General features: G+C 47.1%; 15 protein-coding genes and 1 pseudogene. 12 read left to right on the plus strand and 4 right to left on the minus strand.

Annotated features, from left to right (window positions below; translation table 11 throughout):
* Nucleotides 1-114 precede the first annotated feature (114 nt).
* The gene (locus WBJ47_RS08450) at nt 115-1,047 is read left to right on the plus strand and encodes an AEC family transporter (RefSeq protein ID WP_422244169.1); all 933 of its coding nucleotides are present in this window, start codon (nt 115-117) and stop codon (nt 1,045-1,047) included.
* Between the two features lie 13 nt (nt 1,048-1,060).
* On the opposite strand, the gene WBJ47_RS08455 is transcribed toward WBJ47_RS08450, so the two are convergent.
* A complete protein-coding gene (locus WBJ47_RS08455) occupies nt 1,061-2,809 on the minus strand; it encodes an amidohydrolase (RefSeq protein ID WP_422244168.1) in 1,749 nt (582 codons plus the stop codon).
* 231 nt (nt 2,810-3,040) lie between these two features.
* On the opposite strand from WBJ47_RS08455, the gene WBJ47_RS08460 reads away from it, so the two are divergent.
* From WBJ47_RS08460 to WBJ47_RS08500, 9 genes are all read left to right on the plus strand, one after another.
* Entirely contained in the window at nt 3,041-4,867 is a 1,827-nt protein-coding gene (locus WBJ47_RS08460; RefSeq protein WP_424585346.1) for an ATP-binding protein, read from the plus strand.
* Complete coding sequence (locus WBJ47_RS08465; RefSeq protein ID WP_422244166.1) at nt 4,852-5,538, plus strand: response regulator transcription factor; 687 nt, start codon at nt 4,852-4,854, stop codon at nt 5,536-5,538. Before WBJ47_RS08460 ends, WBJ47_RS08465 begins: the two co-directional genes overlap by 16 nt.
* A gap of 182 nt (nt 5,539-5,720) precedes the next feature.
* Nucleotides 5,721-6,521: a transporter gene (locus tag WBJ47_RS08470; protein WP_422244165.1), complete on the plus strand. Its 801-nt coding sequence runs from the start codon at nt 5,721-5,723 to the stop codon at nt 6,519-6,521.
* Nucleotides 6,522-6,558: 37 nt separating this feature from the next.
* Nucleotides 6,559-7,338, plus strand: a complete 780-nt coding sequence (locus WBJ47_RS08475) for a hypothetical protein (RefSeq protein WP_422244164.1) — start codon at nt 6,559-6,561, stop codon at nt 7,336-7,338.
* Nucleotides 7,339-7,412: 74 nt separating this feature from the next.
* A complete protein-coding gene (locus tag WBJ47_RS08480) occupies nt 7,413-8,099 on the plus strand; it encodes a MarC family protein (protein ID WP_422244163.1) in 687 nt (228 codons plus the stop codon).
* A complete protein-coding gene (locus tag WBJ47_RS08485) occupies nt 8,089-9,618 on the plus strand; it encodes an amidohydrolase family protein (protein ID WP_422244162.1) in 1,530 nt (509 codons plus the stop codon). The genes WBJ47_RS08480 and WBJ47_RS08485 overlap by 11 nt, the downstream gene beginning before the upstream one ends.
* A 14-nt stretch (nt 9,619-9,632) precedes the next feature.
* The gene (locus tag WBJ47_RS08490; RefSeq protein WP_422244161.1) at nt 9,633-10,541 is read left to right on the plus strand and encodes a CobW family GTP-binding protein; all 909 of its coding nucleotides are present in this window, start codon (nt 9,633-9,635) and stop codon (nt 10,539-10,541) included.
* Nucleotides 10,542-10,607: 66 nt separating this feature from the next.
* Nucleotides 10,608-12,611, plus strand: coding sequence for an AAA domain-containing protein (locus WBJ47_RS08495; protein WP_422244160.1), 2,004 nt, complete (start codon nt 10,608-10,610; stop codon nt 12,609-12,611).
* Nucleotides 12,612-12,688: 77 nt separating this feature from the next.
* Nucleotides 12,689-13,447 carry a hypothetical protein gene (locus tag WBJ47_RS08500; RefSeq protein WP_422244159.1) on the plus strand — a complete coding sequence of 253 codons (759 nt, stop codon included), beginning with the start codon at nt 12,689-12,691 and terminating at the stop codon, nt 13,445-13,447.
* A gap of 1 nt (nt 13,448) precedes the next feature.
* Here the strand turns inward: WBJ47_RS08500 and WBJ47_RS08505 are convergent.
* Both WBJ47_RS08505 and WBJ47_RS08510 read right to left on the minus strand, forming a co-directional pair.
* Nucleotides 13,449-13,691: pseudogene (locus WBJ47_RS08505) on the minus strand (glucose 1-dehydrogenase); the annotation flags it as partial.
* An 81-nt stretch (nt 13,692-13,772) separates the two neighbouring features.
* Nucleotides 13,773-14,381, minus strand: a complete 609-nt coding sequence (locus WBJ47_RS08510; protein WP_422244158.1) for a glutathione S-transferase family protein — start codon at nt 14,379-14,381, stop codon at nt 13,773-13,775.
* 183 nt (nt 14,382-14,564) lie between these two features.
* Between WBJ47_RS08510 and WBJ47_RS08515 the strand changes: the two genes are divergently transcribed.
* Both WBJ47_RS08515 and WBJ47_RS08520 read left to right on the plus strand, forming a co-directional pair.
* Nucleotides 14,565-14,846 carry a type II toxin-antitoxin system RelE/ParE family toxin gene (locus WBJ47_RS08515; RefSeq protein WP_422244157.1) on the plus strand — a complete coding sequence of 94 codons (282 nt, stop codon included), beginning with the start codon at nt 14,565-14,567 and terminating at the stop codon, nt 14,844-14,846.
* Nucleotides 14,847-14,855: 9 nt separating this feature from the next.
* Nucleotides 14,856-15,167, plus strand: a complete 312-nt coding sequence (locus WBJ47_RS08520; protein ID WP_422244156.1) for a HigA family addiction module antitoxin — start codon at nt 14,856-14,858, stop codon at nt 15,165-15,167.
* A 28-nt stretch (nt 15,168-15,195) separates the two neighbouring features.
* Here the strand turns inward: WBJ47_RS08520 and WBJ47_RS08525 are convergent, their stop codons facing one another.
* Nucleotides 15,196-15,966, minus strand: coding sequence for an acetolactate decarboxylase (locus tag WBJ47_RS08525; protein ID WP_422244155.1), 771 nt, complete (start codon nt 15,964-15,966; stop codon nt 15,196-15,198).
* Nucleotides 15,967-16,124 lie beyond the last annotated feature (158 nt).

Below are 16,124 nucleotides of genomic sequence, written 5' to 3' on the forward strand. Positions count from 1 at the left end.
CCAGAATAATGAATTAATTAATAAACAATAGCCCTCGCTTCAAGAATAATACTGTTTAATGAGTGCAGTTTTGTCATTTTTCTTGCTGTAAAAAATACTCACTCGAGCACCTTCATGTTCAATTTGATTTTAAATGCACTGACACCTGTCGCCTTTGTGATCGCACTAGGTTATTTAGCGGGAAAAAATAAACTCATCAGCCAGGATGGGGCAAAAAGCTTGTCTACCGTAGTGGTCAACTTTGCATTGCCTTGCACACTTTTTGTATCTATTTTTTCTTTTAATCCCTCTCAGTTTGAGAACATCCCCTATGTCCTCACACTGACCATCGGCATTGCCTTGCCCTTTCTGATCGCGATCTTTCTTTCGCTCATGATGTGGAAAAAACCAGCCGGTGAAGCGGCCCTCTTTGGCAGCAACAGCGGTTTTCCAGACATGGCATACTTTGGACTCCCTGTCGTCATGACCGTGCTCGGACAGCAAGGCATGTTGCCCATCATCATTGGCAATATCATCACAAGTATCATCGTGATTCCAATCGTGATGGCAATGATCAACAAAGTCCAGAGTCATGGGTCTTCGGCCAGCATCTCGGCAATCTTGCTCGATACGCTCAAACAACCAGTCGTCTGGGCGCCTCTCATCGGACTCGCGATGGTCTTGCTAGGTTTTAAATTACCCGAACTTGCGACTGACTCACTGAAACTGATTGGAAATATTGCTGGGGGGCTCGCTCTGTTCACCCTGGGTGTATTGCTGTCATTTTTAACACCTAGGATTGATAGTCAAGTGATCACCGTGGTGATCCTTAAAAACCTTGCGATGCCAGCACTTGTGGCTGGACTGGCATTATTGTTTAAGCTTGATTCAACGCTCGCTAAAGGTGTTGTCATTATCGCCGCGTGTCCAGCAGCGACGATGGGAGCGATGCTGAGTTCGCAACATAGTGTTGCGACAGAAAAGATACCGGGTCAAATTTTGGCCAGCAATGTCGCTGCGATTTTCACCATGGCTCTATGGATTTATATCGCAGAAACACTCTTCTGAACCAGACAAGGGATCAACCAAACGCTTTTTGACCGGCTACCCAAGTTTCTGACACTTTGATGGCGCTCATCGCGCTCATTTCTGTCTGGAATGGATCTTTCTCCAGGATGGTGAGGTCTGCTTCCTTGCCAACTTCCAAGGAGCCAAGCATATGCTCCATCCCAATATGCCGTGACGGGTTGATGGTGACTGCGCGCAGGGCAGTATCAAGGTCGACTCTCTGATCTGGCCCCACAATAGAACCATCCGCAATACATTGCCGCATGAGCTGAATCTGAACATGACGCAATGGGTTCATTGGCATACCTGCAGCAGGGTTATCTGAATGAACGGAGTATTGCAGTCCTGCTTTGTGAGCGGCTGCGCAAGGCACCATAAAGGCTGCACGTTCTGGCCCAAAAATAGAATCTCTGTATGCCGCGCCATAGAGATAGACAAAATCAGTCATGAAAGTGGGCTCATAACCTAGCTTTTTCATTCTTTCAATTTGGTCCTGACGCAACATCGTCGCATGCTCAACGCGCATGAGACCCGCAGAGGGATTCGCGCCATACACTGTTTCGAGTGCATTGAGATATTCATCAATGGCGGCATCCCCTTGGCAATGCGCCAGCATCGTCCAATCAGCAGCCTTGGCCTTTTTGCATATTTCGGTCATTTGAATTTGTGTATAACTCAAAGTACCCTTTTTGTCGGAATGCAAATAGGGCTGAGTTTGCGCCGCTGTTTCTGCTTGGTTAGATCCATCGGTCCAACATTTCATTCCAAACAGGGAAAAGCGACTATTTGGCAAAATACGCGCTTTATTCGATGGACCAAGCGACGTGTATTTTTTACTCTCCTCGACTGCGTCTGAGCTGAAACTTGCGCTAAATCGAATGGGCAAATAGTTGGAAAGCTTTGCGAGAGGCTCCACCCATTGCGGCTTGACTGTACCTGGCTCGTGCAGTGTGGTCAGACCCGACGCTGCAGCTTGTTTCGCATACTGCACAACAGCCTTTTCCAGCAATTCCGGCGATGGTTTAGGCACAGCGAGATCGGCAAATTTCATCAAGGCAGGCTCGTTATAAATCAAGCCATTGAACTGACCATCACGATCGCGTCCAAAATAACCGCCACCTGTGAGCATACCGACATTTTGAGGAATATCAGCCTTTGAAAAAGCCAACGAATTGGCAGCACCGACGTGACCATTGACGTAAAAAATAAATATGGGGTGGCTCGTCGAAATATCGTTGATCTCAGCCATCGACCAATCCCCACCTTGCAGAAGATTGTCATAAAAGCCGAACGCTAACCACTGACCCGCAGGCGTTTTAGCTGCGGTTGTTTTCATGAACGACTTGACTTGATCTTTGGTTTTGTACTTTGCAAAACCCACATTGATGAGCAATTGATCAAACAAGCTACTGAGCACGACATGATTATGTGGATCGATAAAGCCAGGAAAGACAGTCCGTCCTTCGAGATTGACGATGGTCGGTTTATTTTTGGTCAAACTCATGACCTGATCAACAGAACCCGTACCTAAAATCTTTCCGTTCCGGATAGCCAGGGCCTCAACTTTTTGAGAGTTGCCAGACATCGTATAAATGGAACCATTACGAAAAACGGTATCAGGACGATCTACATCCTGAGCGCTTAAACCGGCATGAAAGGCAGCGGTAATCGAACCTGCTCCGGTAAAAAGCATGAGCTTGCGGCGTTTTCCTGAAAAGTTAGCGGTCAAATGTTCGGAAAACTCAGATTTTCTACACCACATGCACATAGCTTTAACTCTCGCTTAATTTTGATTGACCAGCAGGATCTACAAAGCAATACAGATTACGTAATGTTAATTCATCGTGACAAATGCATAAAAGAGATTCCCTACGAATTCCTACACATTCAGGCTGATCTTCTGCCCTAAAATGCATAGGATGACTGCATAAACCATCCTGCTTACAATTCGCCAGACATGCTCAAGACCATAACAATAATTTTAATATTTCTGATGAACTCTCTGGGCTCATCAGTCATTTATGCAGGGCAACCGGATCAATATCTGCTGAGTCAATCCTACTTTGAGGATAAAAGTAATGCGATGTCAATCACCCAGATTGAGCAGCAAGCTTTTATCCCCTACCAAAAGACTCTGACTGGTGGTTACAAGAACGGCACCTATTGGATCAAATTAAAAATCGCCGCCAGCACTCAGCCTCTGATACTCAAAATCAGGCCCGTTTTTACTGAGGAAATCGAACTTTTCGACTCTGCGGCCCCACAGGGCAAGCCTTTGATCGGAAATAAGTATGCCTGGCAAGATTCAGATATCGATGCGGTCAGCTACAACTTTTCACTCACGCCCATGCAGACAGAACGAAATGTTTACCTAAGAATCAAGTCTGTCCGGAGTTATTTAATTAATGCAGAAGTCATGAGCTTGGCTGAGTTTCAAAAAAAAGATCGTCAAGAACTTTTAATCTATGCAGGATATTCGGCCTTTACCTTTTTGATCGCGTTATGGCTACTAGTCAGTTGGTTGCTGCATCGCGAGTTAGTCCTAGGCGCCTTCACAGTTCAGCAGATCTTCGCGTTTCTTCACACACTGTTTCACGGCGGGATCGTCAAAATTATTTTTGATGATTCTTTTGAGCCAGCCTCTTTAAATAGTTTTTTTAGCACGCTCGTCGTCTTCTATCCATTTTTTGCCATCTTGGCGAACCGACTCCTATTACAGGAATATGGTTTAAAAAAATCCTATCGCCTGACCTTTGATTTTCTTCTCATTCTTTCAGCAAGTGTGATCGCCCTAAATTTCACGTCTGATATACCTTTGACCTTCAGTTTAAACACCATCCTTGTTTTTATCATCATCACATTTTTTTTAGTCGCCTCCCTATTAGGAGTCGATCTCAATCAGTCAAAATTTCAATCCAATGCATTGCCCATTCATACTTTACGTATTTTTTATATTTTCAACTTAGCGCTTTGGACACTTGCCATCTTTCCGTTACTAGGTTTGCTTCCCGCTGGTGAACTTGCTCTTCATTCACTCCACATTTACAACATGGTGAGTGGACTGGTATTTTTCTTTTTGCTCCAGTATCGTTCAAGAACATTATTGAAATTAGAATCAAATCGCGCAATCATCCTAAAGGCTGAGGCCGATCACGAGAGGCAGCAACGCGAGGAGCAATCCATGCTCATGACAATGCTGTCTCACGAAATCAAGACCCCCCTTTCAGTTCTTAAGCTTGTGGTGGACGAAAAGGTGTCTGGATCCGAACTCGAGGGGCATGCCAACCGCGCAGTCAACAATATCGACTTTATTATTGAACGATGCCTGCAGCTCGGTCGGATTGATGCAAAAGCAACCCTTACACACACAAGGGCACAGGCTCTTCATGCTTTCTTGAATGCCCTCATCAACGAACACAAAGCTGAAAATCGTGTTGTTTTAAAATGCGATCAAGGTCTGATTGCAAACACTGATGCTGACATCTTGCGAGTCATTACGTCGAATCTGCTTGAGAACGCAATTAAATATTCCCCAGCTGGCTCAACGATTCAGATAGCAGTTGAGCCTCATCTGTACACCAATCAGACTGGTGTTCTAATTCAACTTAGCAATGAAATCGGTTCAATGGGTGCACCAGATCCTGCGCAAGTTTTCAAAAAATATTACAGAAATGCCTCAGCGACCAAAATAAGCGGTTCCGGACTGGGCCTCTATATTGTGTATGAACTAGTAAACATACTCGGTGGATCCATCACGTATCACACACAACCTACACATCAACCTCAACACGTTATTTTTAAGCTATGGATCCCCTCCTGAAAATTGCTTTAATTGAAGATAATGATGATTTGAGAGACCTGCTGGCAAGGGATATCTCCAGGGCAGGCTATGCAGTCCATACAGCAGAATGTGCAGAAGATCTTGATGATCTTGTTATGCATACAAGCATAGACCTCCTGATACTGGATCTTAATTTGCCAGGTGAAGATGGTCTAAGTATTGCCCGTCGCTACAAGCGAGCAAATCCAGACACATACATCATCATGCTGACCGCACGCGGGAGTGAGCACGATCGAATCAGCGGCTACGAGTCTGGCGCAGATGTTTACCTGACCAAACCCATCTCCAGCAACGAACTCATGGCGGCCATCGGAAGTGTTTCACGACGCTTTATCAAGCGACAAGATGTGACCGATGTGTTTCTCGATGTACGTGCGATGACCTTAACAGGACGCATGACTGTAGCGCTCAATCGGCAGGAAGTGGTGATGTTGAAAGCGCTGAATGAGTCGCCGAATGGCAATCTTCCTTATTTCAGATTGTTAGAACTCCAAGGCGAACTAGAGATCAACGACTATGCCAAAGCCGCACTCGAGGTCCGTGTCGTTCGACTTCGGAAAAAACTTGCTGAAGCCGGCATTGAAGGCAAAACCATTCGTGCAATTAGAGGCGAAGGCTACCATTTGCTCTCACGAATCAAGGTCATCTGACTGCAACAATCTGTAGGTTTTGGTAGGTAAATAAGCACTCAGTGGTTTAACGTTTGCTCCTATCACCACGCGAAAACGCCATTTAATCAATATTCTGGCCGACATTTTGCTCTGTCCAATTGAATGGCGTTCGTACACGTGGCACTTGCGTAAATCGCCCTTTTTTCAGATATTTTCAAATCATGAATACTCGTGTTTTTGCTTCAAGTATTTTGTGCAGCTTAATGTCCTTTTCTGCTTATGCGCAGCCCGCAAGCACATCCACGAGCGATCTCGCTAAAAAGCTGACCAACCCTGTCGCTTCGTTGATATCCGTTCCTTTTCAATACAACTACGATGCAAATATTGGGCTAGACAAAAAAGGAACGAGTAATACCTTGCTCGTTCAGCCGGTCATCCCGCTTAAGCTCAACAACAACTGGAACTACATTGTTAGACCAATAGTGACCTTCGAATCACTCAACAATGTCAATGGATTCAGCGGGACCGGAACCGGTCCTATTGTTGTAGAAACTTTTTTCTCACCCAACTCTGCTTCCAATGGATTTATATGGGGCGTTGGTCCTATTGTCAGCACCCCATCGCTTTCCGGTTCAAATTTCGGAACCTCACAAACGGGGGTCGGACTGACCGCGGTTGGTTTAGTGATGAAGTCACCATGGACGGCAGGTTTACTCGCATACAACACATGGAGTGCCGGCGGGAGTTCGGTCAGTGGCACGGCTAATAATCTGTTCTATCAGCCATTTGTTTCTATTGTTACGCCAGGCGCCTGGACCTATTCGCTCAACACCCAGTCTACTTTCAACTGGGATACGCGACGTGCAGAAAACCCCTTAAATGCAACAGTTTCGAAACTGGTCAAAATCGGCGAAGTCCCTGTTTCATTTCTAGTAGGCGCACGTTATTACTTAAGCAGCGTCCCAGGAGGTCCCTCCGGCTGGGGTGCTCGAGCAAGCGTGACCTTCCTTTTTCCTAAATAAATCATTTATCTCCTAAGTCAATCATAGGAACGCAAGCATGACATTACGTACAGCACTTCTTATTGGTGGGATCCTCGCAGCTCAGCTCGCTACGGCACAACCCGTTTCAAGCACGTCAAGCAGCTCCACCTCTTTAAAAGACCAATGGAGCTATAGCATCACTCCTTATATTTGGGCACTTGGTGTGAGGGGATCACTCTCCCATAACAATTTGTCGACAGGTCAAATTAAGCTGACACCGGGCGACCTTATATCCGACATCAAGATGGCTGCCATGATTGTCGCCGAAGCACGTAGCCCAAAGTTTGGTCTCTATCTGGATGTGATGTATGGAGATCTTGGTAAAAACACTTCAACTGTCATTGGACGCGCAGATTTAAACGCGAATACGACCGCCAAGCTTTCAATGATCACCCTCGCGCCAAGTTTCAATCTGTATGCGTCGAAATCCTCATATGTGGATGGATTGATTGGTGCGCGATATCTGTGGCTCAATGCAAGCACGACGATCTCAGATCCTGCTTTAGGCGTGTCCTTCAAGGAAACTAGTACAGAAAACATTACTGCCGCCATTGCGGGTGTAAAGGGAAGATGGAATCTGGGTGATTCCAAGTATTTCGTCCCTTTTTATGTCGATGCTGGTGGTGGTCAAAGCTCAAGCTTTACAAGCCAGGCGTATCTGGGAATTGGTCGCACCTATGACTGGGGTGATGTGTCCCTTGTCGCCAAAAACGTCTACTACCAGTTCAAGCCCAACAACGCGAACGTAGATCTAAACATGTTTGGGGCTGCGGTGGCCGTGACCTTTAGATTTTAAATAATTTGCTGTTGGTACAGTTTGCTGAAATCCCTTTCTCAACACCTGAGAACTAACGTTCCTTTGAGTGATATATGTCATCTTCTTTCGTGGCTGGTTTTATAGGGGTATTTGCCGCCCTATTTCCCATCATCAATCCGCTGGGAGGAGGACCTATTTTTCTTAATATGGTTCAAGGTTGCTCTCAGACTGTTAGGAATAAGCTCGCTCTCGGCGTCAGCATCGGTTCATTTTTTATGTTGCTAGGGTCAATGCTCATTGGCCCTGAGCTTCTTTTGTTTTTCGGTATTTCTTTGCCTGCATTAAAACTCGCAGGCGGTCTGGTTGTGATTGCCATGGGATGGAATTTGCTGAACCAGAAAAGCTCCCCAAAGGACAGTGGGGGTGATTCAGCAGGCATCAATGATGTTAATTCAAAGAGCAACGTCTTTTTCCCGCTCACAATGCCTCTTACCATTGGTCCAGGCTCTATTGCGACTTCCATATCTTTGATGGCGGGTAGTCGGCATAGTCATGACTATAGCTATATCGCAGAACTGCCTGCCTTGGCAGGTGGATTGCTGGGACTAGTAGCGCTCTCAGTCGTGATCTATGTTGTCTACAGTCAAGCCTCGAACGTCCAACGACTTTTGGGTGATAACGGCACAAACGTCCTCATGCGTCTGTTTGCATTTATTTTGCTAGCGATTGGCGTGCAAATTTTCTTGGGCGGTGTAGAGGGATTTAGTGGTGATTTACTGAAATTTCTGAATGCTCGTTAACGTGGAGAAGATCAATATGTCTAGCCCTAAATTTGACCTCGTGATTCAAAATGGTCACATCGTCGATCCCGACTCAGGCTGGGACGGTCCTGGCAATATTGGCGTAACAGCTGGAAAAATTACAGCCGTTTCAAAGGAACCATTACAGGGACACCGAGTGATCGAAGCGAAAGGTCAATATGTCACGCCAGGCTTTATTGATTTACATGCGCACTCAATGGTTCAGATTGCCGGAAACTGGATGCAGGCCTTTGATGGCGTCACGACGGCTCTCGAATTGGAGCTTGGTGATTTGCCCGTCGCACAAACCTATGAACTCTATGCCAAGCAGGGTGGTCGACCGCTCAATTACGGCGTTTCCTCCTCTGCGCTGATGGCGCGTATCGCGGCAATTGAAGGCGAGATGCCTAGTCCTGAGGTGAGCTGGTACCTCGGATCATTTGCTAAGCCTGAATGGCAATTGGACTTGGCCACTGACGCGCAACTAGACAAAATCATTGAGTTGGTCGAACAAGGACTCAAAGAAGGCGCCATTGGTATTGGTTGTAACTACGGCTATGCCCCTGCGATTGGTCGCAAGGAATACTACAGAATTGCTGAGCTCGCAAAAAAATATGACGTGCCTACCTATACGCATGTTCGGTATATGAGCACTGAAGAGCCGCTCAGCTCTTTCGAGGCTATTGAAGAGCTGATCGGACTCTCCTTCAACCCTGGCGCCCACATGCATATCTGCCATTTGAACAGCAGCTCTTTACGCGACATTGGTGATATTTGTGAATTAGTCGTAAATGCTCAGAAAAACGGCGCCAACATTACCGTCGAATCCTATCCCTATGGTGCCTTATCCGCACCGATCGGCTCACAGTTTTTAAGGCAAGATAACTGGAGAGGTCGTATGGGCAACATCTCTTCGTCCGACATCGAATTTTTGGGTAAGCCTCTGAATGACGATTCGATGACCGCCATGCAAAAAGATCAACCAGGAAATCTGATTGTTTGTCACTTCTTGCGTCCGGATACAAACCAGTCAGACGCTGAAGCCTTAGCCAAATCCAATTTATTACCAAACTCTTCTATCGGAAGTGATAGTGTGCCCTGGCAGTTAATTAGTAATGATGAATTAATCGAGGACGGCGTATGGCCCTTACCTGAGGGAGCATATTCACACCCAAGAAGTAGTGCTTGTTTTACAAAATTCATCAAGATGTACGTTCGCGAGCAGAAAAAGATTTCATTGATGGAGGCTATTCGTAAGGTCTCCCTCATTCCCGCGCAAACACTTGAAAAGTCCACACCCCAAATGGCCTCAAAAGGTCGTCTGAAAGTTGGCGCTAATGCGGATATTGTGGTGTTTGACTTGGAGCAACTCTCGGATCGAGCCACCTATGTCGATCCCACGCTCACTTCTGCAGGAATGTCCTACGTCATTGTCAATGGCACACCCGTTATTGATCAAGGCAGACTCGACACGAAAGCACGTCCTGGCAAGCCCATCCGAAGACCTGTTACTGCATAAATCAAACTGTATAAATGTCTTCTGATCTCCACCATCCTTCGCTACCCATACCCATCATCTTGATTGGTGGTTATTTGGGTTCCGGAAAAACGACCTATCTCAATCGTCTGCTTTCAGAAGCAAATGGACGAAAAATTGCAGTTTTGGTCAATGACTTCGGAGCCATCAACATCGATGCAAGTCTTATTGAAGACAGCGTCGATGATGTCGTTGCCTTGCAAAATGGCTGTATTTGTTGTTCATTGGCCATGGGTATGCAAAGCGCAATCTTGAAAGTATTAAAGCGCGATGTCAAACCAGAGGCGATTGTGATCGAGGCGTCAGGCGTCACCGATCCGGGTGAAGTCGCAAAGATTTTGAGTGACGAGGCGATGCGTCCTTTTGCCTCGCTCGATCTCATCATCTCAATGCTCGACTGCGAAAATCTCTCAACCTATCAACCTACAGAACTTAGGCTGATTAGAGAACAGCTTCGCTATTCGGGCATTGTCATGCTGACAAAAACTGAGCGGGCCTGCGCGACAAACATCAACGATGCTAAAGAATTAGTTCGGGAAATGAATGCAGGCGCTGTGATCGTCGATGATTATCTAAAGATTCTTAATCTAGATTTATTGCTAGGTACTCAGCGAGCCGCTGTAGAGATTGATCAAAAAGACACATCCAATACGCCGGCAAATGAGCTATTCAAGAGCTGGAACTACAGCTCTTCAGTTCCAATGTCTGAGGCCGAATTTCAAACAGTCTTAAACGAACTCTCGCCTAACACCGTGAGAGGAAAAGGCTTTGTTTCATTAAAAGACTATCCCACAGTGCGATTCGAATTCCAAATGGTAGGCAAGGCAGCCCAAGTCCAGCCCAAAGGAGAGTGGGGATTCCAAATCCCCAAAACACAAATCGTATTTATCGCGCTCAAATCATAGGCTCAAAGCTTTTAAGCGTTTAAAATGCAATGGATAGTTATATTTGATTGAATAACACCTACTCCATTGGCTGACATCGACGCTTTCCCCACCGACCCTCGCACTGTTGAACATGAATTACGTCACGTGCGTGCACTCATGCAACTTGAGCAAAAAGAAGACCAAGCTCAATTTAAGCTCCGAAACACTAGTGCCAGCATCAAGGAGCGTCGCAAGCGCGGCCTCACGTGGTACCCCATCACCATCACCAAAGAGGACATTGGTTTTGGTGGCAAAGTAGTATTGGAGATAGAGCGCCCTGCCAGACGGCAGGAACTCCACTTGTTTCAGGTGGGTAAAAATGCGTCTCTGTTCATGGATGCGCCAGCCAACTCCGTGTCTGAACGTCTCACGCTCAACGGCGTCATTACGAGCGTGCGACGCAATACGTTACAGCTAACTACCACCAAAGATGAGCTTCCCGACTGGGTCTTTGACAAAGGCACGCTGGGCATTGACCTCACCTTTGATGAGGTGAGTTACCGCGAAATGAACAACGCCCTCAGTGAAGTCATGGGCGCACATACAAACCGGTTGGCCCATCTACGCGACGTCCTGTTGGGAGCCCGACAAGCCAGCTTTCGCGCGCATAAAGCCGACGACCTCTTGTACCCCAACCTGCTCAACGACTCGCAGCTCACAGCGTTACGCCACGTGATCAGTGCGAAAGACGTCGCCATCATCCATGGTCCGCCTGGCACGGGAAAAACAACAACTCTGGTCCATGCCATCCTCGAAACCGTTCGGCGTGAGCGGCGTGTGCTGGTGTGCGCGCCCTCCAATACGGCAGTAGACCTGCTCACTGAAAAGTTAGCTGAACGCGGTGTCAACGTCATCAGGCTGGGCAACCCAAGCCGCGTGTCTGACCTGCTGCTACAGCACACGCTTGATGCTCGCTTGATGGCGCATGCCAGCTACAGCAAGATGCGTGCAATGCGCCAAACCGCGGACCAATATCGTGAAACCGCCAACCAGCGAACGCGACACTATGGCTTCGAAGAACACCAGCAGCGTCAGCTGCTAAAAGAAGAAGCGCGAATGCTGTTTCAAGCAGCCGACGAGTTAGAGCGCGGGATGACCGAAGACGTGCTCGAATCAGTGCAGATCGTCACCTGCACGCTCGTAGGTGCCAGCAACCGTAACATTCGACACCTTAGCTTTGAAACCGTCTTTATCGACGAAGCTGCTCAAGCCTTGGAGCCGGGTTGTTGGATTCCGATTGCTAAAGGCCAGCGGATTATTCTGACGGGTGATCACCACCAGCTGCCGCCTACAGTGAAAAGCGAACAAGCTGCCCGCGAAGGTCTGCGCGAAACCCTTTTCGAAAAGTGTATCAAGCGCCAGCCTGATACTGCTCGCATGCTAACTGTGCAGTACCGCATGCACGAACAAATCATGGGTTTCAGTTCGGAGAAGTTCTACAAAGGCCAACTGGTGGCGCATCAAAGTGTCCGTCACGCCGGCTTGGATGCCTATGATCCGCGTTTCGCACCCAATCTACCCGTGGAGTTTCTCGACACCGCCGGTTGCGACTTTCTTGAAGTGACTCTTTCTGAGGGCCGTTCAACGGCAAATCCCGAAGAAGCGAACTTACTACTCGTGCGCCTCACTCAACTCCTTGCACCTTACGACCCAACCGAGCACGCACACAAACCACTCACTATTGGTGTGATTGCACCCTATCGCGCTCAAATTAATTATTTGATGGATGCCATCGAGGAAAACGACGCTCTAAATGATTTACTCCTCCAACGGATGCTAAGCGTAGGCACAGTCGATTCATTCCAGGGTCAGGAGCGAGACATCATTGCGATTTCATTGACGCGTAGTAACCCACATGGCGAAATCGGTTTTCTCTCCGACATCCGCCGCATGAACGTTGGCATGACCCGTGCCCGCCGCAAGTTGTTACTGGTTGGTGACGCCTCTACGCTCAGTTGTCATCCTTTTTTCATAGATTTACTGAACCATATCAAGCGAATAGGTGGCTACCGCCAAGCCAAAGACGCTAGCATATCAAATCATGCATAAATAACGAGACATTCACGAAAGCTCACACTTCAATGAGCATATCAAATTTTTTATTACTGGCCTTAGGATTAACTTTCTTGTCCTATTTAATCGCCTTTTTAATTGCACACGTGACTTTTCATCCGTCTTTAAATAAAAAGTTGAATGCCAATTTTGATGGCATTGTATTCATCAATCATGGAAGCTTAATCTTTTTATCATTGTGCCTCGCATTTATATTTAGCGACGTCGCACAGGTGAGTGCAAAAGCAAGGGCTACAGTCATCAGCGAGGCGGATGCGCTACGCACGCTTGGCAGAATTTCATTAAGCCTTGATGCACGTGTGGGCGACCCATTAATGGCTACCTTAAAACAGTACACACAAGATGTCCTTCAAAAAGAGTGGCCTGAAATGCAGCGCTCTTCAGGCGCTAAGGTAAGCACTAGCGAGTCGTCTGCTCTAGGACCTTTAACGAAAATGTCTGATATTGTTTTCAATCCCCAAAATCAATTGTTATTAAGTCCTCCCTTAACAAACCAACTCATTTCGTTCACTAACCGAATCAGAGAACAACGCCTACTCAGGGTAGAGTTCAGCCGTTACCACATTGGTTACCCCAGACTTGGATTAGTTCTTTTTTTGTTGTCTGTATCGGTCATTGTCTTAACATTAAGCGCAGTTTCCAAACGTCCTGTGCAGATCATTTCAAACTTTACTTTACTCTTGCTGACGCTCATTTCGCTGCTGGTCGTATACACACAGCAAAACCCCTTTGCTGCATTAGATGCTAAATCCCCTTTACCTCTCGAAGAGGCTTTGCAACGCTTGGATTTAATGAAGAAAGTGGTTTTCTAACCTACCACTTCTCAACCCCTGGTCGCAGATCTAACTCAAAGGTCCAGGCATCAGGGGTTTGTTCGTGCAGCCATAAATAAGCACGGGCGATACTGTCTGGTTCAAGCAAGCCCTGCTTTCCCAGTGCAGCAACACGTTCTGGTTGCGTGTTGCGAACACGTTCTGAATCAATGACGCCATCCACTACCACATGCGCAATATGCAAGCCTTGGGGGCCAAACTCTCGGGCCATGCTTTGCGCTAATGGCACTCCCTGTTGCATCGCCCGCCCCTACGATCAAGCAAACTTTCTGCTTCGTTGGGGCCGCAGTCGAAATGTTCATAGTTATGCCCTCGCAGTCGGACGTGCGACCACAGAGCTGTACCAACGGTTGAGTTCTTTGAGCTCAGTCGGGATACGAGCCCCCGTCGCTTTGCCGACTAGAAAGCCGCACTGGGCAACAATATCTGCGATTGTGTAGTGATCTGCGGCGATGAATTCGCGCCCCTTCAGCTCACGATCGAGCCAAGCAAACGCATCAAGTGCTCGGTTACGCGCATGCTCGCCACAGATGGGCTCTTGCTGCAGGCGTCCAATCCAGTATTCACCTGTATGCTGAAAGTGGCTGACAATCGGAGCAACGATTTCAAACTCAATCCGTCGGGTCCACATATCCACTTGAGCTTTTTCTAAATCAGTACGACCAAAAAGTGGTTTTTCTGGATGGAGTGCCTCAAGATAGCGGCAGATCGCGACAGACTCAGTCAGCAACGTTCCATCATCGAGTTCAAGCACCGGCACTTTACCGAGAGAGTTAATCGCGTGGAATTCTGGGGTGAGGTTTTCACGCTTGACGCCATCGACCTGACGCGTCGGAATCGAGAGCCCCTTTTCCGCCAAAAAAATACGTACACGTCGTGGATTCATCCCTACAGTCATGTCATAGAGCAGCATGTTTATACCTTTGTCTACGAATATTGAATGCTTGAAGGATACAACAATGACTGGCCTGTCTGGATCAGTGACATTTTTGTCATATTGCGCAAATCACGACATCCCACCAAAATGTCTGTACAAAATCTAAAAAATAAAACCCAATTTAAATTGCAATGCGTAACGTTACACGATACAATCTGAATGATTAAATCTTTCCAGCATAAAGGTCTTCAACTTTTCTTTCAAACAGGTAGCAAAGCTGGAATCCAAGCCATCCACGCACCCCGTCTTTCGAGAATGCTTGCAAGACTTGACGAATCAACAGATGCCAATGGAATGAACCTACCAGGTTGGAAACTACACCCGCTCAAGGGTGAAGCATTGAAAAAGCACTTTTCTGTCTGGGTAAGCGGAAACTGGCGAATGACATTCGCCTTTGACGGAGCAGACGCTGTACTAGTGAATTACCAGGACTACCATTAGGAATGATAAATGAAGCGTATGCACAACCCGCCTCACCCAGGACTCTCAATACGAGACGATGTTTTACCTGCGTTAGGTCTAAACATCACTCAGGCTGCTGAACAACTAGGAGTTTCACGTGTGGCATTCTCGCGCATGATTAACGGTCATGCGGCTATTTCCCCTGAAATGGCTTTACGAATTGAAGCGTGGCTTGGTATAGAACGCGGAGGTGAGGCACGTCTTTGGCTAGCTCAGCAATCAGCTTACGACCTTTGGCAAGCCGATCTCCGGTTTAAAAGTAAACGAATGCACGTCACTCCTGCACCAATCGCCACCTAAGATATTAATGACCGCACGTATGCTGCATTTATTGCTTCAGTTTGGGCAACATCAACACTGAGCCTGCCTTGACGCTGTACTGATCTACATGACCAGAAACTTGCAAATCATGATCGATATAGTGGACATGAAATTTCTCACCTGGGTGAGAGACAACACCCTCTAGTTTGTCCCCGCTATAGACACCCACTAATTGACCTGTCGCCGCTGGGTTTCGGAAAAGTTTCATGCCTGATTTTTGATTAGCATGACCGCCATGTCCAGTTTGTCCGGTAACCGTGCCATGCGCACCGTGCGACCCTTGATTCCCTGTCGAACTCTCTCCGGTTACCACATGCCAAATCAGATGCGCATAACTTCCTGTCACTCTAAAGATAAAAGGCTGAGTCAAGTCAATTTTCTTTGTAGTCGCCTGCTCAGTAAAGAAGGCTTCAAACTGTGTTTGAGTCATATCCGTGGGCACTTTCACTGCGTCCCAATCTGTCACTTGACCGCTTGCCCACAGCACAGCGGAATCCGTCGAGGCAGGAGGATGCACCGCTCCCTTGGAATCAGTACCCAAACTCACCAAGAGCTTGCCGTCCACCTGAATGATTTCTCCCTTCAGTCCCGCCAAAGCACCCACACCCCATACCCCAGACGCAGAAGGGACCGCGGATAACAATACCTGCCCCTTGGTATCACCGGTATGCATCATCCGCTTAAAGTTTCCATAGTGTGCGAAATCTGGTGACTGTGCGTATGCGGCCGTCAATAGTGCGATACAGCTAGCAAGCAAGAGCGGGAATTTGAAACGCATGGCAATGCCTCAGGGGATGAATCAAAAGTTGAATTGACTTGCCAATCATCAAGAGTATGCAAGTTAAGCTGAAGAGTAAGAAATTTCAATTTGATCTGACGTTGAGAGCAAAATTATTTACAGGCTCTACAAAAAAGATTTACTTTGTTATCTAAAAG

This window comes from Zwartia sp. (assembly GCF_049655405.1).
GTDB lineage: Bacteria > Pseudomonadota > Gammaproteobacteria > Burkholderiales > Burkholderiaceae_B > Zwartia.